The following is a 20,128-nucleotide window of genomic DNA, read 5'->3' as shown; positions in this document are numbered from 1 at the left end:
CTCATGGCGTCGGGCTCGCGCAGATATCCGAGAGCATGCGCAGGCGTCGCTTGGGTTCGCTGACGAACGGATTGAGCGTATCCCAGGCATAGCCGGCGAGGATCGAGCTGATCATGCGACGGATGTCGGCCGAGCCTTCGGTGTAGTAGATCACGTCCTGGAACGTGCCCGCGTACCAGCCCTCGACGTAGCAGCGGAAGGTGTCGACGCCGCGCTTGAGCGGCTCGGCGAACTCGCTCTGCCAGTCAACGCTTTCGCCCTGCAATTGGCGATGCAAAACGCCAGCGGCCATGCTCGCCGAGCGCATGGCGATGGTCACGCCGGAGGAGAACACCGGGTCGAGGAATTCGGCGGCGTTGCCCAGCAAGGCGAAGCCAGGGCCGTGCAGGGTCTTGACGTTGGCCGAGTAGCCGCCGATGGTCCGCGCCGGGGTGTCCCACAGCGCGTTTTGCAGCACGCTGGCCAGGCTTGGGGTTTCGTCGATGAAGCCGCGCAGGCAGGCGTCGAGGTCGTCGGTACGACCGGCGAAATGTTCGGCTGCTGCAACCACGCCCACCGAGCAGCGCCCGTTGCTGAACGGGATGGTCCAGAACCATATGTCGCGTTTGCTCGGATGGGTGGTGATCAGGATCTTTTCCCGATCGAACGCCGGGGTGTCGATGCGATCCTCGACGTGGGTGAACACCGCTTGGCGCACCGGGAAATTCGACGGTGCCTCAAGGTCCAGCAGGCGTGGCAAGACCCGCCCATAACCGCTGGCATCGAGCACGAACTGCGCTTCGACGCGGTACTCGCTGCCGTCTTCGCGCTGTACTCCCAGTCGTGGCTTGGCGAGGGTAAAGTCGGCGCTGGCAATCGCTTGGCCGTAACGGATTTCTACGCCTTGCAGCGCGGCTTGATCGGCCAGCAGTTTGTCGAAGTCGGCACGTTGCACCTGGAAGGTGGTGGGCTTGCCGGCGCTGAAGGTGTCGCCGAAATCGAACGCGCTGTAGCGCTCGCCCCAGGCAAACGCGGCGCCGTTCTTGCGCTGGAAGCCGGCGGCATTTACTGCATCGAGCATGCCGGCTTCTTCGACGAAATCCAGGCAATGGGACAGCAGGCTCTCGCCGATGGAGAACCGTGGGAAGTGTTGGCGCTCGATCACCAGCACGTCATGCCCCTTGCGCTTGAGCAGCGCGGCAGCGATGGCCCCGGAAGGTCCCGCACCGATGATGACGACCTGGCGATATTCCATTTCACTGCTTGGCATTTAAGCTCCTGGCCGGGACGGCAATCGAGGGGATACGGTGCAAGCCGGCCAGGACCGGCAGCAATGGGGTGATCCGGCCCATCAGCATGGGCTCGGCTGGGCGACGTCGGTCGCATGGGCCCGCTGCCCGGCCCATGGGGCCAGCATGAAACTGAACGCCAGCCCGAGGCTGACCGCCAGGCCGAAGTTGCTCACTGCTGGCGTGCTGGACAGCGCCAGCAGGCCGAACGACAACCAAGTGGTGAGCGCCGCCAGCAAGGTGCCCAGCAGGCTCACGGCGGCACCGCCGATCTGTTCGCGCATCAGGATCGCATAGTCGACACCGATGGCCGTCACCAGCAACAGGCCGAACAGGCTGAACAGCGTGAGCGGCTGCCCCAGCCAGCCGAGACTCGCCAGGCTACACAGGGCGGCCAGCAGCGGCAGGGCGACGATGCGCAGGGCGGCGCCGATGCCGAACGGCCAGATCAGCACCAGCACGATCAGCACGCAGGAGGCCAGCTTCAGCTCGGCGGCGCTGATTTGCGTGGCGGCAAAGACCCGGTTCAGGTCCCCCAGGCGATCCACCAGTTGTACGCCGGGCAGGTCCAGCGCTTGAACGCGCAGCAACGTGGCATCGTTCAAGCCTTGCAGGCTGACCACCGCCGCCACTCCTTGCGCCGTGGGACCGAGCCAGAGCGTGCGGTACGGTTCGGCCAGGGGCCCGGTCAAGGCGGTATCGATGTCTTGCACCGGCAGGGCCTGCAATTGCGCCAGCTCCGCTTGCAACGCGCTGAGCGGTACGCCCAGGTCCAGCAACGGTTGCCAGAAGGTCGGCAAGCGAGCCAGGGCCTCACGGACTTTCTGTTGTTCGGCGGGTGGGCTGAGCAGTTGGTTGAGCGACAGGTAGCCCTGGAGTTTTTCCAGGCCGATCAGTTGGTCCAATCGCTCATTGAGGGCGGTCTGGCGCTCCAGCAATTGTGCCTGGTCATCGGCGCGGATCAGGAAGAACTGGCTGGTGGGTTGGAACCCGGTGATACGCGCGACCTCGCGGGCTTCGTCGGTCAGGTGCTGGGGCGTGCCGATCCATTGGCGGATGTCGTTCTTCGTGGTCAGGTGCCAAAGTCCGCTGGCGCAGAAGGCCAACAGCAGCATCAGCAAGATCGGTGTCGGCACCCGGGCCAACAGCGCTTGGCGAAGCTTGAGCAAGCACTCACACAGCCGCAGCGGCCATTGGGCCGGGCGCAGGTCCGCGCCTTTGAGCAGCGCCGGCAGCAGGCAGGTCGCGCTCAGGTAGGCACCGGCCAGCCCGGCGGCGGAAAATACCGCGATCTGGGTCAGGGCCGGGAACGGCGTCCAGGCCAGGGCCAGGTAACCGATGCAGGTCGTCACCAGGCTCAGACTCAGGCCCGGCAGGGTCAGGCGCAGCGCCGGCCAGCTGCGCCACGGCTTGAGGCTCCAGCTCTTGGACAGGTAGTGCAATGGATAATCCACCGCGACGCCGATCAGGCTCGAACCCAGCACCAGGGTCATGACATGCATGCGTCCGAACAGCGCGACGCACGCCACCGCGCCGAACAGCATACCCACCAGCACCGGCACGAACGCCAGCCACACCCGCAAGCGCCGGAAGGCCAGCAACAGCAGCAGCAGGATGCCAACCGTCGCGCCGCCGCCGACCCAGGTGATCTCACGCGAGGCCTGTTGCTGGCCGCTGGCGGCGTACAGCAAGCCGCTGGCTGCCAGCAACTGCCCTTGGGCCTGCGCCGCCTGATCACGGTTGTGTTGCAACAGCTCGGCCACCTGCAACGGCAGGTTCATGTCGAAAGCGTTGCCACGGGAGCGGGCCCGCAGCATCACCCAGCTTTTACCGTCGGCCTCGGCGACCAGTGCGCCGCTGCCGATGTCGAACTTGATCGCGCCACGTTGTGGCTGGCTGTTCTGGATACGCCCGGTCAGGCCCAGCCAATCGTCCTGGCTGGGCACCAGGCTGAAGCCGTTGAACGGGTCGAACAGGGCCTGCACCCGTTGCTGGATGAAGGCCTGGGGCTGGTCGATCAGTTGTTGCCGGTCCGCCGCCGAGAGCATCGCCACGCGACCGTTGAGCAACTGTGTGCGCAGCGCCGGCAGGTCGGCCTGCAATGTCCATTGCACTTTGTCGAACAGGCCGCTGGCCTGCCATTGCTCACCCAGGGTTTGCGCCAGGGCGATGGCTTGCTGGCGGTCGGTGTGGCCGACGAGCACCAGTACCTCACGGTTGAGCGGTTCCTGCATGCGCTGTTCGGCGATGAGCTCCAGGGCATCGGGGGACGTACCCGGCACCAGTTCCATGAGGTTGGCCGACAGCGGCGCGCCGTTGCGCCACTGCCAGCCGGCCAGTGCCAGCACCGCCAGCAGCAGGACCAGAAACAGCCGGGGCAGCATCCGTTCACTCGGCAAAATCATGTTGCTCCGCGTCGTTCAAGGGTTGTGTGCCGGTGGCGTCCTGCATGCGCAGCACCGTGCTGTCGCCTTGGGTTTCCAGCAGTTCGATGCGTTGCACCAGTTCGCCGCCGTCGATGTTGATCTGGTTGAAGACCTGCTTGAGCAGCACCGAGCGCGGGGTCAGCGTCAGTTTCCAGTGCTGTGGTTCACCCGACAGGCTCAGTTCGAAATCCCGTTGCAAGCCGCTGCTGTCGCCCTGCAACACCGCCAGGAACAGTCGGTTCTGTTCGGCACCGGCGCTCTTGTTCGGCAGCATCTGCCAGGTGTCGCCATCCCGGCGGGCGATGCCTTGGCCGGTGATACGGTAGTCCTGTTGCAGCGGGGTTTGCAGCAGCCACAGCAGGCCATGGTTCTTCGCCAACACGAAACGGCCCTTGCTGATGAGCGGCTGGGGCAGGGCGCGCAGGTGTTTTTCCTGGATGAACTGGCCGTGGATCACGTCCGGGCGGGCCAGTTGCTCGCTCAGTTGCTGCAAGTCGAACGCCTGGGCCAGGGGCGCGAGGCAACACAGCAGAAACCAGGTGCACAGGCGTGTCATGGCAGTTTCCTTTCAACGGCTTCGACAAAGACCCGTGGCGAGGCCAGCAGCATTTCGCGACTGGCGACGTCCACCGCCACCTGCACCGAACTGGCGCGGGTCAAGCGCTCGCCCGTGACGGCGTCGCTGATCAGGTAGTTGATCTTCAGCCGGTTTTCCCACTCCACCAGGCTGGCGCGCACGGTCAGGGCCTGGCCGAACACGGCGCTGCGCACGTAACGCAGTTGCAGGTCGATCACCGGCCACGCATGGCCGGATTCGAGCATGTCGTTGTAGTTGTGGCCGATCAGGTCGAGCAACGCGCAGCGGGCCACTTCCAGGTATTTGACGTAGTGGCCGTGCCAGACCACGTTCATCGAGTCGACGTCGAAAAATGGCACCACAATGTGGGTGTCGACGTGCAAAACGCCATGGCTACGCATGCAACCTCCAGTGTTGCTCGGCAATGCGTTGCAGACACAGGCGCAGTTCGCCTTCGAGGGCGCGATCTTCGATGACGGGAGCGAAGTCCACGGCCAACGCTTCATGCATGGCGGCCAGGGCCGGCGGCAGTGGTCGCGCGTCTTCGGCACGGCTGCGCAGCCACACGCCCTGGTGGGCGGCCAACAAGGTGGCGGCGGCGACTTGTTCGGTCAGTTCCAACACGCGGATTGCGTCCCGGGCGGCGATGGTGCCCATGCTCACCTTGTCCTGGTTGTGGCACTCGGTGGAGCGCGAGAACACGCTGGCCGGCATCGTGTTCTTCAAGGCTTCGGCGGTCCAGGCGCTGGCGCCGATCTGCACGGCCTTGAAGCCATGGTTGATCATCGCCCGTTCGGCGCTGGCGCCGGACAGGTTGCTCGGCAGGCCATGGTTATAGCGTTCGTCCACCAGCAGCGCGAGTTGGCGGTCCAGCAGGTCGGCGACGTTGGCCACCAGGTTCTTCAGGCTGTCCATGGCGAAGGCGATGTGCCCGCCGTAGAAATGCCCACCGTGCAGCACGCGTTCGGCCTCGGCGTCGATGATCGGGTTGTCGTTGGCGCTGTTGAGTTCGGTTTCAACGAACGAACGCAGCCAGCCGAGGCTGTCGGCCAGCACGCCGAGGACGTGGGGGGCGCAGCGCAGGGAATAGCGATCCTGCAGGCGATGCAGCGGCGCGGTCGGCGCGTCGATCGCCAGATCCTTGCGCAGCCACGCGGCGACTTGCATCTGCCCCGGGTGTGGCTTGGCGGCGAACAGGCGCTCGTCGAAGTGCTCCGGGTTGCCTTGCAGGGCGACCACGTTCAGGGCGGTGATGCGGGTCGCCAGTTGCAACAGGTAGTCGGCGCGGGCGAAGGCCAGGCAGGCCAGGCCGGTCATCACGGCGGTGCCGTTCATCAGCGCCAGGGCTTCCTTGGGGCGCAGCACCAGCGGCGTCCAGCCCAGCTCGCGGTGCACATCGGCGGCCAGGCGACGTTCGCCGCGGAACAGCACCTCCCTCTCGCCGGACAGGGTGGCGGCGACGTAGGACAGCGGCGTCAGGTCGCCGCTGGCACCCACCGAACCTTCTTCCGGGATCAGCGGCAGGATGTCGTGCTCAAGAAAGGCCTGGAGGCGTTCCAGCAACTCCACCCGCACCCCGGACACGCCGTGGCACAGCGACTGCAAGCGCGCCGCCAGCACGGCGCGGGTGGCCGGGGCGTCCAGCAGCTTGCCCAGGCCGCAGCCATGGAAGGTGTACAAATGACGTGGCAGCGCCTCGACGTGGTGCAACGGCACGGCCACCACGCAGGAGTCGCCGTAGCCGGTGGTGACGCCGTAGATCACGCCTTCCTTGTCCAGCAAGGAATCGAGGAACTGCGCACCCTTGGCGATGCGCTGCCGGAATGCCGGGTCATCCTGCAGTTGCGTCGGTGCCTGACGGTTGGCCAGGGCCAGCACGTCTTCGATACGCAAGGGGCGTTCGCCGAAAATCACCGGCTCAAGAGTGGGCATCGTCATCGGTCTTCCAGAAAGGGTAAAAGTTGAACCACTGTTGGGGGCCCTGGAGGCAGTAGTGCGCCAGGCGATCGGCGTAGCGGCCGGTCCAGTGGGCGATCACGGATTCGCGCTCGTTGCGTTTCCACGTCACGGCATCGGCGAACGGTTCGAGGGTGACGCGGTAGCGCCCCTCATGCTTGAGGCACATCAGCAGGTTGACCGGGCATTTCAGCAGACCGGCCAGCAGCCAGGGGCCTTGGGGAAATGCGGCCGGGTGGCCCATGAAATCCACGGTCACGCTGCGCCCGCCGTGCAGCGGCACGCGGTCACCGGCAATCGCCAGCCACTCGCCGCGTTCCAGGCGTTCGCTCAGTTGCAACATGATCACCGGGTCCAGCTCGCTGACCTGGATCAGCCGCAGGTGGGTGGCACCGGCTTCGCCCAGCAAGCGGTTGAACTGCTCGGCGTGCTTGGTGTGTACCAGCACGTTCATGGTGACTTTTTCGCCCAGCTCGGCCAGGGCCCGGCACATCTCCAGGTTGCCCAGGTGCGCGCCCACCAGCATTTGTCCGCGGGCGTCGCGCAGGTGATTGCGCAGCAGCGCCGGGTCGACGATTTCGATCTGTTCGATGCTCAGCTTGCCGTTCCAGACGTCGAGCTTGTCCAGCAGCGAGTCGGCAAAGGCCATGAACTGCCCGAACACCCGCCGGTGCGTCGGGCGCAGCTCGGGGCGTGCGCTCCAGTCGGCCAGGCGTTGCTGGTATTGCCAGGCCGCGTGCCGGGCACTGCGGCCGAAAATGAAGAAATACAGGACGATGCCGTACAACAGCGGCGTCAGCAGGCGCCGGCCGAGCACCTTCGCGGCGAATGCGGTGAGTTTCATCAGCCAGAAACTGCCGCGCTCCTGGCGGTCGGCCCAGTGCTGCTTGTCTGCCTGAAGGCTCATGTCCGCCACCGTCGCCAGAGAATCAGGGGCAAACGCAGCAACATGCCGAAGAACAACCGGGTGTGCATGCTGGAAATCAGCACGTTGTCGTGGAACAGGCGAAAGTGCGAAACGCCGTCCTGGGGGTAATGCACCCGGGTGTGCAGCCAGCGCATCGGCTGGTTGCGCCAGGCCAGGCGCACGAGGATGTCGGAGTCGAAATCCATGCGCTTGCCGATGTTCGTCGAGTCGATCAGCGCCAGGGTCGGCGGCAGGGGGTAGACCCGAAAGCCGCACATGGAGTCGCGGATTTGCAAGGACAGGCTGTTGATCCAGACCATGACGTGGGTCAGGTAGCGGGCATACAGGCGGCCTTTCGGCACGCTGGCGTCATAGCGCGGATAACCGCAGATCAATGCATCCGGGTGAGCGCGCGATTGCTCGATGAAGGTCTTCACGTCGCCCAGGTCGTGCTGGCCGTCGGCGTCCACCTGCAAAGCGTGGCTGAAACCCAGGCGCGAGGCCTCGCGCAGGCCGGTCATCACCGCCCCGCCCTTGCCCTGGTTGACCGCGAGCCGGACCAGGTGAACACCTTCGTTCTCGGCCAGCCGCTCCAGCACGGCGGCGCAGGCCGGGCTGCTGGCGTCATCCACCAGCACGCATGGCAGGCCGTTGGCGAGCAACGCCTGGACCACCGCTGAAATGGCGGTTTCGTGGTTGTAGACCGGGATGACGGCGCAGGGGTTATGCATCACCCACCCCCAACACAATCCGCCCACTGGAACACGCCGCCGTGTCATTGCGATAGGCAAAGTACAACTTGCCGCGCTCGCGATCGAAGCGCAGGTGCAGTTGGATCTCGTCGCCGGGGCGGATCAGTTGCTGGAACTTCAGCGCTTCCATGCCGACGAAGCGGGGCGGCAGGTCCAGCAGTTGCCGGCCCAGGTTCACGGCCCAGTCGACCTGCACCACCCCCGGCAGCACCGGCGCGGTGGGGAAATGGCCGCTGAAGTAGGCCAGGTCCGGAGGCACGGCCAGTTGCAGGCTCCATTCACCGTCGGTTTCGACTTGCTCCAGCACATGCGCAGTCTTGGGGCGCGGCGCGAGCAGCAGGGCTTCTACTTCGGCTTGGGGCAGCTTGCCTTGGGCGTTGAGGGGCAGTTGCCGCAGCCAGCGCCAGCGGCGTGGCAGGGCCAGGGGCTCGCAATGCCCGCCCAGGTGTCGGCGCAGTGCCTCGGTCACCGCGCGTCGACCCAGGTTGCGCAGGGCATGCAGACCGGTTTCGCTCAGCACCACCAGCGCGCCGAGGGAGGCGCGATTTTCCTGCACCACCCCCAGCCGCGCTTCGCTGACCCAATCGTGGCTGATCAAGGCCTGTTCGAGCATCGGCAGGGAAATGCGTTTTTCCTCGAGCTTGACGATGCGGTCCAGCCGTCCGAGCAGTTCAAAGCGCCCGTCTTCGCTGATCCGTACCGCATCGGCGGTGTGTTCGATATGTCCGGCGGGCAAGTAGGGCGATGCGACCAGCAAGGCACCGTCGCTGTCCTGGCTCAGCTCGACGTTGGCAAAGGGGTGCCACAAGCCGCCGCCCTGGCGCCAGGCGATGCCGCCGGTTTCCGAGCTACCGAAAATTTCCGTCGGCCACTGTCCCAGGCGCTGCTGCAAGCTGTGCGCAGCCTCGGCCGGCAAGGCGCCGCCGGAGGAGAACACCCGGCGCACGCTGCTCAAGGCCGGCCAGTCGAGGTTGTCGCCCATGCGCTTGAGCAGTGCCGGGCTGGCGACCCAGCTGAACGCCGGGTGCTCGCGGCTGGCGCGTTGCAGGTCTTCCGGGAACGCCATTTGCCGACGTATGAACGTGCGCCCGGCGCACAGCGGCCACAACACGCGAAACAGCAGTCCGTAGATATGCTGGGCGGCCACGCTGCCGATCATGCAGGCCGGGCCCAGGTCGGCACCCCACAGTTGTTCCAGGGCGTGGACTTCGTTGTTCAACTGCCGCAGGGTTTTCTCGATACGCTTGGGTTCGCCGCTGGAGCCGGAGGTGCACAGGCTCAGCCAGCAGTGATCGAGGTCCAGTTCGGCGGGGGGCATGGGCGTTTGTTGCAAATCGCCGGGATGGGTGTCGCCGGGCTGGTCGGTCAGCCACAGGTCAACGTCCGCCGCCCAGCGTTGGCGGGTCTGCGCTTGCAGATCGGCCGGGAGCAAGACGCGCACCCCGGCGCGCCAGGCGCCCAGCAGGGCCACGGCCAGGTCGGCGGCGTCCTCCAGGTGCACGGCCACGTGCCGCACGCCACGGGCTTGCAGGCCCGCGGCCAGGCACAGCGCCGCTTCGCGCAGTTGCGCGTGATTCAACCCCGGCTCGACCGCGACCGCGCGCTCCGGCAGGGCCTTGAGCAGCATGCGCTCAAGCGGTATCCAATTCATGGGCGGCCTCTTACCCGTTGTCGTATGAGCCATTCAATGGCAAACATCAGCCCCATCAATCCGTAGGAAATCAGGCCGGTGTACAACATCCACCAGCTCAGCGGCGCCCACAGGGTCAGGGCGGCGGCAAGCAAGCCGTTGCACAGGAAAAATATGCTCCAGGCCACGGTGACCTGGCGGGTATACACCACGGCCTTGGCCGGCAACTGCGGTTCGCGCAGGCGAGCCAGGCGTTCGATCATCGGCGGGCCGTATTTCAGGCTCAAGCTGAACAACACGAGCATGAACGCGCTGATCAACACCGGATACCAGCGCAACAGCAGCGGGCTGTCGAACAACGCCAGCAATACACAAAAGGTGATGGCGGTCGCTGCCATCCAGCGCCCGCCGGGTCCGCCCTTGCCGAGCACTGCCCGGGCCAGCCACAGGCTACCCAGCAGCAGGCCAAACTGCCACGGGGCGAAGTGCTCCATGCCGAAATACACCGCAAAGGGGTACAGCAGGCCCGCCAGCAGCAGGCCGAGACCGATCAGCCGGGTCATGCGGCCGGTTGGACCAGACGATAGACCGCCTCGACCACGTCGTTGACGGTGCGTACCGACTTGAATTCCTCGGCGGCAATCTTCTTGCCGGTCTGGCGCTTGATGTGGTCGATCAGGTCGACGGCATCGATGCTGTCGATTTCCAGGTCCTGGTACAGGTTCGACTCCAGCGTCACACGCTCAGGGTCCAGCTCGAAAAGCTCGACCAGGGCATCGCGCAGGGTGTTGAAAATGTCGTCACGAGTTTGCATGGTCCGGTGTTCTCAGGGGCGTTTTGCAGTGACGAAGGCCGCAAGGCTTGCCACGTTGCTGAAATGGTTACGGGTGTCCTTGGCGTCGGCATCGATCTTGATGCCGTACTGTTTCTGGATCGCCAGGCCAAGCTCCAGGGCATCCACCGAGTCCAGGCCCAGGCCTTCGCCGAACAGGGTCTGATGGTCGCCGATGTCGTCGACGCCAATGTCTTCCAGACCGAGGGCGTCGATGATCAGCTGTTTGATGTCACGGTGCAGATCGCTCATCTTCGGCGAGCTCCTTGATGAAATAGTGATGCAAAAAGTCGTTGAGCCGGCGTGATGCCTGGGGTGGCGGGCCAAGCGCGGCGAACGCCTGTGGGTCTATATCGGCACCCACATGGAAACTGAAATGCACGCGGCGGCGTGGAATGCGATACCAGGGGTCGGCCTTGGTCAGGGTCGTGGGGCTGACCTTGATGGTCACCGGCGTCAGGGTTTTCGCGCCCCGCAGGGCGATGGCCGCGGCCCCCCGATGGAAGGCCGGTGCCTGGCCGGGCTGGGTGCGCGTGCCTTCGGGGAACACGATCAGGGTCTGGCCACTCTGAAGGGCCTCGCTGGCGGCATCGAGCATGTCCATGCTGCCATCGTTGCTGATGTATTGGGTCGAGCGCAGCGGGCCCCGGGTAAAGGGATTGTCCCACAGGCTTTGCTTGACCACGCAATTGGCGTCGCGCACCAGCCCGATCAGGAACACCACGTCGATCAGCGACGGGTGGTTGGCGATGATCATCTGGCCGGGGCGCCCGAGCCGTTCGGCGCCCTCGATCTGGTAGGTAAGCACCCCGGTGCGGGCCATGAAGCGGATGAAGAACCAGAACAACCGTCCGACCGTGCGGCGGGCCCGTTGGCGCTGGGCCTGGGCATCACCGGGCAGCCAGGACAGCAACGGAAACACCAGCAAGCGCAAGCACAGCCCGCCTAGCCCGAACAGGGCAAAGCTTGCGGCGGTCGCGAGCAGGCGCCAGTAGTAGGCGTCGCGATGTTTACCGGTCACCGGTTGCGTTGCCAGGTCCATACACGATTCTTCCAGGCATGTTGGCAGGTGGTTTCGTTGTTTAGCAGCGTACGCAACAGGTCCAGGGCATGGGGCCAGTCGCCGCCTGGCATTTGACCGTCCGGTGCGGACAGTTCCAGTTGCCAGTCGTCGCCTGGTGTCAGCAGCAGGCCCATCGCGTAGGGAAACGGCACGTCATTGACCCACGGTGCGTAGACTTCGGGAGGTTGCTCCTCGGTGATCACCAGCAACACCGCGGGTGAGCCTTCGTTCAATAGTGCGGCGGCTTCCAGCACGCCGTGCTCCAGCCCGTCGCCGGTGGCGGCCAGGGCCGTCATCTCGCTGGTTTCGCCACGCATGATCGACCACAGGCCGATCACGGCGTTGTGCACCGATAGGCTGAACTGGGTCGGCGACAGGGGCTGGTCGGCTGCCAGGTCCTTGAGAATCTCGAACGTGCGCGGGGTTTCACCGTGGCGGGAAATAAAGACCAACGGTAGGTCCGCGCGGCCCTCGGCCAGCGGCCAGCCGACACTGAAGGCCATCCGCGCCAGACGGCTGAGACGCCGACGCTGCATGGCGGGCAGGAACGATACGTCGGGGGCGGCATCGCTGGCCGGCAATACGACCGGCTGCCGGCTCCAGGCCTGCCAGTCGTCCACGCTTTCGAGCCCAGGGGCCCACGCGCGCCATTGGGCGATACTGAAATTGATCACAAACTTCATCCCACCCCTGCGGGCTTTTATTGTCACGGTCCAGTGGTTTGACCCGCGTCCAACCCTGCATGGTCTTGCGACCCAAGTGGCGCGCATTATCCCGGTGCGGTTGGCTTGTAGCAAATACTGGTTACATTTTGCCCAGCGAAATGTACTGGCTGGTTCGCTCTATGGGGGCATGGACCATTATTGCGATCCTCACGAGCCTGTCTGTCAGTTGTTTCTGTACTTTTCTGAGTGAATTGACGCCTGAGTCATTGGGAAAGCCACTGTTTGCCGTAGTCCTTCCTACGTAGAAGGTAGCGAAGCGGTATCGCGGCCTACTACACTCGGTAATCTTTGATACACGGAGGTTTTGTCATGCGACGTGTGGTGTTCAATCAGAAAGGTGGCGTGGGCAAGTCCAGCATCGCCTGCAATCTGGCGGCAGTCAGCGCCAGCGAGGGGTATCGCACGCTCCTGGTGGACCTGGATGCCCAGGCCAATTCCACCCAGTACCTGACGGGACTGACCGGCGATGACATCCCCATGGGGATTGCCGACTTCTTCAAGCAGACCCTGTCGTCGGGGCCTTTCTCGAAGAAGAACAAGGTGGATATCTACGAAACGCCGTTCGACAACCTGCACGTCATCACCGCTACCGCGGAATTGACCGATCTGCAGCCCAAGCTCGAGGCGAAGCACAAGATCAACAAGCTGCGCAAACTGCTTGAAGAGTTGGAAGAGGATTACGACCGGATTTACCTGGATACCCCGCCGGCCCTGAATTTCTATGCGGTTTCGGCGTTGATCGCCGCCGACCGTGTGCTGATCCCCTTCGATTGCGACAGCTTTTCCCGGCAGGCGCTATATGGCCTGTTGGCGGAGATCGAAGAGCTCAAGGACGACCATAACGAAGGCCTGGAAGTCGAAGGCATCGTGGTCAACCAGTTCCAGGCCCGTGCCAGCCTGCCGCAGCAGATCCTCGATGAACTGATCGCCGAAGGCCTGCCGGTCTTGCCGGTGTACCTGACCAGCTCCGTGCGCATGCGCGAATCCCACCAGGCCAGCCTGCCGCTGATCCATCTGGACCCGCGGCATAAACTGACCCAGCAGTTCATGGAGTTACATGGGTTGTTGGAAAACGCCTGAAGCAAAGATCGCAGCCAGGCTATTGTTCATATCCCCTGGCTGCGCAACCAGCCCATCAACTGCGGCAACGGCAGCGCCCCGCTCTGGCGTGCCACTTCCCGGCCATCCTTGAAGAGGATCAGGCTGGGAATCGACCGAATTCCCAACTGCGCCGACAACTGCTGATTGGCCTCGCTGTCGAGCTTGGCCAGCCGGCATTTGCCCGTCAGTTGCCTGGCCGCCTGTTCGAACACGGGGGCGAAGGATTTGCACGGCCCGCACCAGTCAGCCCACACATCCACCAGCAACGGCAGGTCACCCTTGATCTGGCTGGCATAGTCGCCTTGCTTGAGTTCGAACGGCGTGCTCAACAGCACCTGGGCTTTGCAACGCCCGCACTTGGGCTGGTCGCCCAGCCGTTCGGCGGGTATGCGATTGAGTCCGTTGCAATGGGGGCAGGGGATCAGCATCGGATCAGGCATGGTGGGCTCCTAAAGACAGTCATAGCCCTGATCTGGTGCCGCCGAGGCGGTTTATCAAGGTTGCCATTCATCAGATGCGCCGCACCGAAGTCCTCTGGTGGCCTCAAAAAACACAAATCGAGACGCCTGAGCAGGGGAACGATAAGGTCGGGTGAGTGAGGCACACGCCTTTTAAGGTTCAAACGTTAGGCGAGAGGTCTGTGGTGAGTTACAACCCCGAACCCGTGGCGAGGGAGCAAGCTCTCTCGCCACAAAAGCCACTTCAATCGAGCTTTTTGCGGATATCGCAATTTGCGATAGACCCCATTTGTGTTTAACTCATTCATAGCAAAGTGAGATGGGAAAAACGAATGAGTGCACTGATCGAACAAGTGGCCGCCCATTGGGAGTTTGTGTCGCCTCTGCTGCGCAAACCCAGGGACGAAGAGGATTATGACCGGCTGGCCGGTGCTCTTGATGAGCTATTGGAATTGGTGGGTGAAGACGAGGCGCATCCACTGATGAGCCTGGTCGACATCATCGGCGAATGGGTCGAGGCCTGGGATCATCAACACCGGCCGATGCCCAAGGCAAGCGGCGTTGAGGCGCTTCGGTATCTGATGCGCGAACACGGTTTGAGCCAGAGCGATTTGCCAGGTGTAGGCGCCCAGTCGGTTGTATCGGAGATATTGAGCGGCAAACGCCAGCTCAATTTAAGGCAGATCCGCTGGTTGGCTGAGCGCTTCGGTGTCTCGGTTGAAACCTTCATTTGAAATTTGCTGTAGCACTCTGCAATGCCAACCTGCTCTTGCGGCGAGGGGACAAGTCCTCTCGCCACAAGGGGGAGGTGGCTAGCGCGGTTCGGCGTTGTCCAGCGCGCGGTTCGCGAGCAGGCCGCTCAGTTCGATCAATTGTTGGATGCCCAGGGCTACGTGTCGTCGGGAACCTTCCAGGTTGAACGCCAGGTCGCTGACCATGGCATTGGCCGAGGCCAGGGTTTCGCTGAGGTTGGCGAGCAGGGACTCGGTGTCGATGCCCTTGACGACGGTGAAGAGTTGGCTTGGATCAGCCTCGGGCTCGGCGGGTCTGGGTTTGAGATAGAAGTCGAGGGCGCGGTCGGCGGCTTTGTCGAAGGCTTTTGAGTTAGGGGTTGTGTCGGGTGGGTTGGGGGTTGCTTTGAACATGGATGAAGCTCCTTGATGAGTGGAGTCGTCACCCGTCGCTGCTAAACGAAGAGGGTGGCGGCTGTACGCGGGTTAGCAGACCAGGCATCAAGGAACCCGGCGCACCGAAGTGCCCCACGCATAGCCGCCATAACGCTGTTGGAATGGCGACACTGGCGTGCCTTGATGTTGCTCGAGCTGCTAAACCCGATCGCTGATTTTCAGCGACGGGAAAACGATAAAGCCCGGCCCCAAGGCGCACAAGTCGGCGGATTCTGGCGCAGTTGTAGGCAGCGGCGCAAGGCGATGTAGCCGGGGGCTGAATGCGCCTACAGCGAAATAAACAGGGTGATTGCTGGGCTTTTGTGGCGAGGGAGCAAGCTCCCTCGCCACAGGGGCAGAAGGGCGGATGGCTTTGGCAGGAGGTTGATTCCAACCGTTACGACGAACAACTGATCTCCAAATGCTTGCCCCAGTCCGGTGGCCGTTGGGCGTAGCGGTCCATGCCCGGTTGTGCTTCGAACGGTTTGCTCAGTACGGCATGCAGGCGGCGGACTTCTTCGTAGTCGCCTGATTCGGCGGCCTCGATGGCGGTCTGGGCCAGGTAGTTGCGCAGCACATACAGCGGGTTGACGGCGTGCATGCGGGTGCGGCGCTGGTCCTGGTCCACGGGGCCTTTGCGGTTGACGCGGGCGATGTAGAGTTCGCCCCAGGCGTCGAAGCCCTTGAGGTCGACGAAGTCGTCGCGCAGGGTGGCGATGGCTTGTTCGGGGGCTTGCTCGCCCAATCGACGGAAGAACAGGCTGTAGTCGACGCCGCTGTTCTGCATCAATTGCAACAGGCGTTCCACCAGTTTCTGGTCGTCCTCCTCGGCGCTGGTCAGGCCGAGGCGGCGGCGCATCAGGTCCAGGTAATGAGCCTGGTACAGCGGCAGGTACAAGCCGAGGGTTTCGCGCAGCGCGTCGACGCTGATGAAGGGCGTCAGGGCCTGGGCCAGGGCGCTGAGGTTCCATTGGCCGATGGGCACCTGGTTGCTGAACGAATAGCGGCCCTGGTCATCGGAGTGGTTGCAGATGAAATTGGCGTCGAAATCGTCGAGGAAGGCGAACGGTCCGAAGTCGAAGGTGATGCCCAGGATCGACATGTTGTCGGTGTTCATCACGCCGTGACAGAAACCATAGGCCTGCCATTTGGCGATCAGCTCGGCGTTGCGCTCGACGATTTCGCGGAACATCGCCAGGTACGGTTCCGGCTGCTCGCGGCATTCGGCGAAGTGCAGGTTCAGCACGTGCTCGGCGAGGGCGGCCTGCAGCTCGGGCTTCTTGGTGTAGTAGAAATATTCGAAATGCCCGAAGCGTACATGGCTGGGGGCCAGGCGCAGCAACATGGCGCCGCGTTCCTGCTTCTCGCGCCACACCGGGGTGTCCGAGCCGATCACGCACAAGGCGCGGGTAGTGGGAATACCCAAGGCGTGCAGGGCTTCGGAGGCGAGGAATTCGCGGATCGAGGAGCGCAGCACCGCCCGCCCGTCGCCCATCCGCGAGAACGGTGTCTGGCCGGCGCCCTTGAGGTGCAGGTCCCAGTGCTCGCCAGCCGCGTTGTACACCTCGCCCAGCAACAACCCGCGGCCGTCGCCCAGTTGCGGATTGTAGTAACCGAATTGATGCCCCGAATACACCATCGCCCGAGGCTCGGTCTCGGCCCAGAGCTTGTGGCCGCTGAAGATCTCGGCAAACAGCGGTGTTTCGGCTTCGGCCGGATCCAGGTCGAGCAACGCCATGGCTGCCGGGCTGGCGACCACCAGCCGTGGGTTGTCGATGGGCTCGGGCAGCACATGGACCGAGAAACCGTCGCCCAAGCGGGCGAAGCGGTTATCGAAGGTCAAGGTCTCCAGGGTTTTCATGGCCGTCTCCGGCGCGATGCCTGTGGGCACCGCGCGATCAGTCGAGTATATCTTGCGGTGGCTCGGGCACCGGTTTGATGTTGGCTACGGTCGAGGGTACGGGCGTGATGGTTTTTTTATCCGGCTCGGCGGGTACCAGTTTGTATTCCTGGCCCTGGAGGTTCTTCAGATAGATTTCCATTTGCCGGAAGGAGATGTTGATGTGCTCCTTCTTGAACTCGCGATTGATGAAGCGGTTGATCTCGTCCAGCACCGGGTTGCGGTCGCCGAGGTCGCGCACGTGCATGCGCAATTCGTGGTCCAGGGTGCTTTCGCCGAAGTTCAGGAAGTACACGATCGGCTCCGGCTCCTTCAGCACCCGTGGGTTGTCGCGGGCGGCCTTGAGCAGCAGTTCGCGGACGCGGTCCAGATCGGAGCCGTAGTCCACCCCCAGTTTCAGGGTCACCCGGGTGACGGTGTCGGTCAGCGACCAGTTGATCAGTTGCCCGGTGATGAAGGTCTTGTTGGGGACGATGATGTCCTTGCGGTCGAAATCGGTGATGGTGGTCGCGCGGATGCGGATCTTGCTCACCGTACCCGAGAGGTTGCCGATGGTGATGGTGTCGCCGATGCGCACCGGACGCTCGAACAGGATCATGATCCCGGAGATGAAGTTGGCGAAGATCTCCTGCATGCCGAAGCCCAGGCCCACCGACAACGCGGCCACCAGCCATTGCAGTTTGTCCCAGCTCACGCCGAGGGTGGACAGGGTAGTGACGAAGCCGACCCCGGCGATGACATAGGACAGCAGCGTGGTGGTGGCATACGCGCTGCCCTGGGCCAGGTTCAGTTTCGACAGCACGAACACTTCCAGCAGGCCCGGCAGGTTGCGCGCCAGGGCGAAGGTGATGCCAATGATGATCAGTGCGCCGAGCATGTCGCCGATGCTGATGGGCACCATGCTCATGTTGACGCCGGTGCCGCTGGTGTATTCGTAGAGCGTGATGTTGTCCAGGTACGAGAACACGCTGATCAGGTCCGACCAGACCCAGTACAGCGCGGCGATGAAGCCGCCCAGCAAGGCCAGGCGGATCAGGCGCAGGGATTGCTCGTTGACCTTCTCGATGTCCAGGGTCGGTTCTTCGACCACCGTTTCACCGTCGCCGGCCTCCTTGGCGGCCTGGCGCTTGGCCAGGGCCCGCTGGTAAGCCAGGCGCCGCGCCGCGACCGACAGGCCGCGCACGAAGGCGGCTTCGACCACCAGCCAGAGCATCAGCAGGTACAGGGTGTTGATCAGCCGGTCGCTGAGCTTCAGCGCGGTGTAGTAGTAGCCGAAGCACACGGCCACGAACAGCGCGATGGGCAGCGCCGTGAACAGGACCCCGACAGCCTTGCGGAACAGCGAGGTGTTGCGGTGCGTCGGGCTGTTCAACAGCAGGCGGCTGAGCAGCCAGGCCATCAGTGCGTAGCAGGTCAGCACCACCGGCATGCCCAGCACGTCGTCGGCCAGGGCCGAGGGTTGCAGCTCGGCGACGGCAACGACGGCCACCAGGGCCAGCACCACCAGCCCGAGCCGGCGGATCCAGCCCTGGAGGAATTCGACCTGGGGTTTTTCCCAGCGGAAATGCAGCTCGGCCACACCGCCCGGTGCCAGGATCCGGTAGGCGGTGTAGAACATCAGCCAGGCCAGGCCGATCTGCAACAGCGCCGCACCGAGGTTGGCGTTCTGGCCGCGGGCGTCGATCTGCAAGGCATAGCCGCACAGGGCCAGCGCCAGGGCGACCGGCATCGCCAGCAGGATGTTGACCAGGATCGCCTGGGGCGTGTGCCACTGGCTGTCGCGCTTGAAGTGTCCGACATCCTGATGGAGCTTGAGGAGGCGGGCATACAGGTTCCTGCGGCGCCACAACAGCGCACCGATCAGCAGCGCCAGGGGCAGGAACAGCAGCGGACGTTGGGTCAGGCCGTCGGCCAGTTCACTGAGGCTGGAGGCCCAGGGCAGTGAGTCGACCTGTTTCTCCAGGCGGTTCGGCACGCCGCGCATCCATTCGAAATCCAGTGGCTTGTTGCTGGGAATCCAGAACATCTGTTCTTCGAGGGTGGCCCGCAGGCTTTGGGCCGTGCTGAGCAACTGCTTCTGGTTGAGCTGCAAGGTGATGGATTCGTTGAGCACCGCGCTCAATTCGCGGCTCAGGCGTTCCAGCAGATCGACCCGGGTCAGGGCCAGTTCCAGCAGGGTCTTGCGCAGTTGCGGCGTGGCTTGCTCCGAGGGTTGGGATGCCAGCAGGCTGTCGACGTAGGCGCCCGGATTGTTCAGCAACTCGCGTTGTTGGCTGACTTCGAACTGGTACAGGCGGATGTCGGCGATCTGGTCGGCCAGGTTCTGGTCGAGTTTCAGGCGCGGCAGGGTCTGGCGTTGCTTGTAGAGAATCTTGGAGAGCAACAGGCTGCCCTTGAGCACACTGATCTGCTCGTCCAGGGCGGCGTCGGTCTGGGTGACGCTGTCCAGCAACTGCTTGGTCTGCAAGTTCTGCTGGGTGACTTCGTTGAGGCGGTCGGTGCTCTTGAGCAGGTAGTCGGAGAGTTTCAGGTTGGCCGCGCTCTCGGTCGCCAGCAGGTTGCTGCCGCCGGCTTTCTGCGCTTCGATGGATTGTTGAGTCACCGTCTGCTGGGACTGGGCCAGGCGCTTCTGGTTGATCAGGTTCTGCAGGTCCTGGATTTCCTGCTCCATGCGGGCGATTTTTTCCATCAGCAAGTCGTGCTGGCCGTTGCCCAGGTCCTGCAACTGACTGTTGCCGGCCAGCTCCTGGCGCCGCAACGGAATCAGCGCATTGAGGGCCGCCAGTTCGGTGTTGAGCTGGTCGCGCTGCTCGGCGCTCAGCGGCTTGCCGGCGTCCCGGCCGGCCTTGAGGGTGGCGTTGATCTGCTGGATGCGGGTCTGGCTGTTGGAGATCTCCGCCTGGGCACGTTCGGGGCGGGTCTGGGCGGTGATGATCAAACTGTTGGCGTCTGCCAGGGCCTTTTGCAAGTCGCTCTGCTGGGTGGAGCGTTCGGTCAGCATCTGTTCGAGCTGGGGAATCGGCAGGTTGGCATAACGTTGCGCCACCGGCACCACCGTGGTGTTCTTGAGGCGCGCCAGCTCCCGCTGGTTCTCGATGTTCTGCTTGGGCGCGCTGGCCAGTTGTTGCTTGAGGCTGGCCAGCTTCTGTTCGTAGTCGGCCTTGTTGCCCAGCTGCGTCAACGTGCTTTGCAGTACGGCCTGCAAGGCCTTCTGGTCGGCCTCCGGCAGTTTGCGATCGGCGATCTTGTCCAGGCTGGCCTGCACCGAGGTGCTGGTGGGCAATTCAGCCGCTTGCAGCGGGCTGACGGACAGACTCAGGCCCAGCAGGGCGATGGCGAAAAAAGAGCGCAGGGTAGGCATAAAGAC

General features: G+C 63.8%; 19 protein-coding genes. 2 read left to right on the top strand and 17 right to left on the bottom strand.

Annotated features, from left to right (window positions below):
* Position 1 precedes the first annotated feature (1 nt).
* The 13 genes from N4Q37_RS16665 to N4Q37_RS16605 form a co-directional block, all read right to left on the bottom strand.
* Positions 2–1,249, bottom strand: a complete 1,248-nt coding sequence (locus N4Q37_RS16665; RefSeq protein WP_260959487.1) for an NAD(P)/FAD-dependent oxidoreductase — start codon at positions 1,247–1,249, stop codon at positions 2–4.
* An 81-nt stretch (positions 1,250–1,330) separates the two neighbouring features.
* Positions 1,331–3,673 carry an MMPL family transporter gene (locus N4Q37_RS16660; protein ID WP_260959485.1) on the bottom strand — a complete coding sequence of 781 codons (2,343 nt, stop codon included), beginning with the start codon at positions 3,671–3,673 and terminating at the stop codon, positions 1,331–1,333.
* Positions 3,657–4,250, bottom strand: coding sequence for an outer membrane lipoprotein carrier protein LolA (locus N4Q37_RS16655; RefSeq protein WP_260959484.1), 594 nt, complete (start codon positions 4,248–4,250; stop codon positions 3,657–3,659). Before N4Q37_RS16655 ends, N4Q37_RS16660 begins: the two co-directional genes overlap by 17 nt.
* Entirely contained in the window at positions 4,247–4,672 is a 426-nt protein-coding gene (locus tag N4Q37_RS16650) for an acyl-CoA thioesterase (protein ID WP_260959482.1), read from the bottom strand. Before N4Q37_RS16650 ends, N4Q37_RS16655 begins: the two co-directional genes overlap by 4 nt.
* Positions 4,665–6,209: an HAL/PAL/TAL family ammonia-lyase gene (locus N4Q37_RS16645; protein ID WP_260959479.1), complete on the bottom strand. Its 1,545-nt coding sequence runs from the start codon at positions 6,207–6,209 to the stop codon at positions 4,665–4,667. The genes N4Q37_RS16650 and N4Q37_RS16645 overlap by 8 nt, the downstream gene beginning before the upstream one ends.
* A complete protein-coding gene (locus tag N4Q37_RS16640; protein WP_260959477.1) occupies positions 6,190–7,134 on the bottom strand; it encodes an LpxL/LpxP family acyltransferase in 945 nt (314 codons plus the stop codon). Before N4Q37_RS16640 ends, N4Q37_RS16645 begins: the two co-directional genes overlap by 20 nt.
* Complete coding sequence (locus N4Q37_RS16635; RefSeq protein WP_260959468.1) at positions 7,131–7,865, bottom strand: glycosyltransferase family 2 protein; 735 nt, start codon at positions 7,863–7,865, stop codon at positions 7,131–7,133. Before N4Q37_RS16635 ends, N4Q37_RS16640 begins: the two co-directional genes overlap by 4 nt.
* Positions 7,858–9,537 carry an AMP-binding protein gene (locus N4Q37_RS16630; RefSeq protein WP_260959466.1) on the bottom strand — a complete coding sequence of 560 codons (1,680 nt, stop codon included), beginning with the start codon at positions 9,535–9,537 and terminating at the stop codon, positions 7,858–7,860. Before N4Q37_RS16630 ends, N4Q37_RS16635 begins: the two co-directional genes overlap by 8 nt.
* Positions 9,534–10,079, bottom strand: coding sequence for a COG4648 family protein (locus N4Q37_RS16625; RefSeq protein ID WP_260959465.1), 546 nt, complete (start codon positions 10,077–10,079; stop codon positions 9,534–9,536). Before N4Q37_RS16625 ends, N4Q37_RS16630 begins: the two co-directional genes overlap by 4 nt.
* On the bottom strand, positions 10,076–10,330 hold the full coding sequence (locus N4Q37_RS16620) for an acyl carrier protein (RefSeq protein WP_030140951.1): 255 nt from the start codon (positions 10,328–10,330) through the stop codon (positions 10,076–10,078). Before N4Q37_RS16620 ends, N4Q37_RS16625 begins: the two co-directional genes overlap by 4 nt.
* Positions 10,331–10,342: 12 nt before the next feature.
* Positions 10,343–10,600, bottom strand: a complete 258-nt coding sequence (locus N4Q37_RS16615; RefSeq protein ID WP_260959455.1) for a phosphopantetheine-binding protein — start codon at positions 10,598–10,600, stop codon at positions 10,343–10,345.
* Entirely contained in the window at positions 10,581–11,390 is an 810-nt protein-coding gene (locus tag N4Q37_RS16610; protein ID WP_260959452.1) for a lysophospholipid acyltransferase family protein, read from the bottom strand. Before N4Q37_RS16610 ends, N4Q37_RS16615 begins: the two co-directional genes overlap by 20 nt.
* Positions 11,366–12,094 carry a beta-ketoacyl synthase chain length factor gene (locus tag N4Q37_RS16605; protein WP_260959450.1) on the bottom strand — a complete coding sequence of 243 codons (729 nt, stop codon included), beginning with the start codon at positions 12,092–12,094 and terminating at the stop codon, positions 11,366–11,368. The genes N4Q37_RS16610 and N4Q37_RS16605 overlap by 25 nt, the downstream gene beginning before the upstream one ends.
* A gap of 351 nt (positions 12,095–12,445) precedes the next feature.
* On the opposite strand from N4Q37_RS16605, the gene N4Q37_RS16600 reads away from it, so the two are divergent.
* Positions 12,446–13,216, top strand: coding sequence for a ParA family protein (locus N4Q37_RS16600; protein WP_260959448.1), 771 nt, complete (start codon positions 12,446–12,448; stop codon positions 13,214–13,216).
* A gap of 26 nt (positions 13,217–13,242) precedes the next feature.
* On the opposite strand, the gene trxC is transcribed toward N4Q37_RS16600, so the two are convergent.
* Entirely contained in the window at positions 13,243–13,677 is a 435-nt protein-coding gene (gene trxC, locus N4Q37_RS16595) for a thioredoxin TrxC (RefSeq protein ID WP_260959446.1), read from the bottom strand.
* Between the two features lie 350 nt (positions 13,678–14,027).
* On the opposite strand from trxC, the gene N4Q37_RS16590 reads away from it, so the two are divergent.
* Complete coding sequence (locus N4Q37_RS16590) at positions 14,028–14,429, top strand: helix-turn-helix domain-containing protein (RefSeq protein WP_260959444.1); 402 nt, start codon at positions 14,028–14,030, stop codon at positions 14,427–14,429.
* A 78-nt stretch (positions 14,430–14,507) separates the two neighbouring features.
* Here N4Q37_RS16590 and N4Q37_RS16585 read toward each other — a convergent pair whose 3' ends face one another.
* From N4Q37_RS16585 to mscK, 3 genes are all read right to left on the bottom strand, one after another.
* Positions 14,508–14,840 (bottom strand): DUF6124 family protein, encoded by a 333-nt coding sequence (locus tag N4Q37_RS16585; RefSeq protein ID WP_260959442.1) that lies wholly within the window; start codon positions 14,838–14,840, stop codon positions 14,508–14,510.
* A gap of 418 nt (positions 14,841–15,258) precedes the next feature.
* A complete protein-coding gene (gene selO, locus N4Q37_RS16580) occupies positions 15,259–16,722 on the bottom strand; it encodes a protein adenylyltransferase SelO (protein WP_260959439.1) in 1,464 nt (487 codons plus the stop codon).
* 37 nt (positions 16,723–16,759) lie between these two features.
* Positions 16,760–20,122 carry a mechanosensitive channel MscK gene (gene mscK / locus N4Q37_RS16575; protein WP_260959438.1) on the bottom strand — a complete coding sequence of 1,121 codons (3,363 nt, stop codon included), beginning with the start codon at positions 20,120–20,122 and terminating at the stop codon, positions 16,760–16,762.
* Positions 20,123–20,128 lie beyond the last annotated feature (6 nt).

Source organism: Pseudomonas citri, assembly GCF_025336485.1.
Lineage (GTDB): Bacteria > Pseudomonadota > Gammaproteobacteria > Pseudomonadales > Pseudomonadaceae > Aquipseudomonas > Aquipseudomonas citri.
Note: the sequence above shows the minus strand (reverse complement) of the source record. Positions and strands in the feature narration are given on the sequence as shown.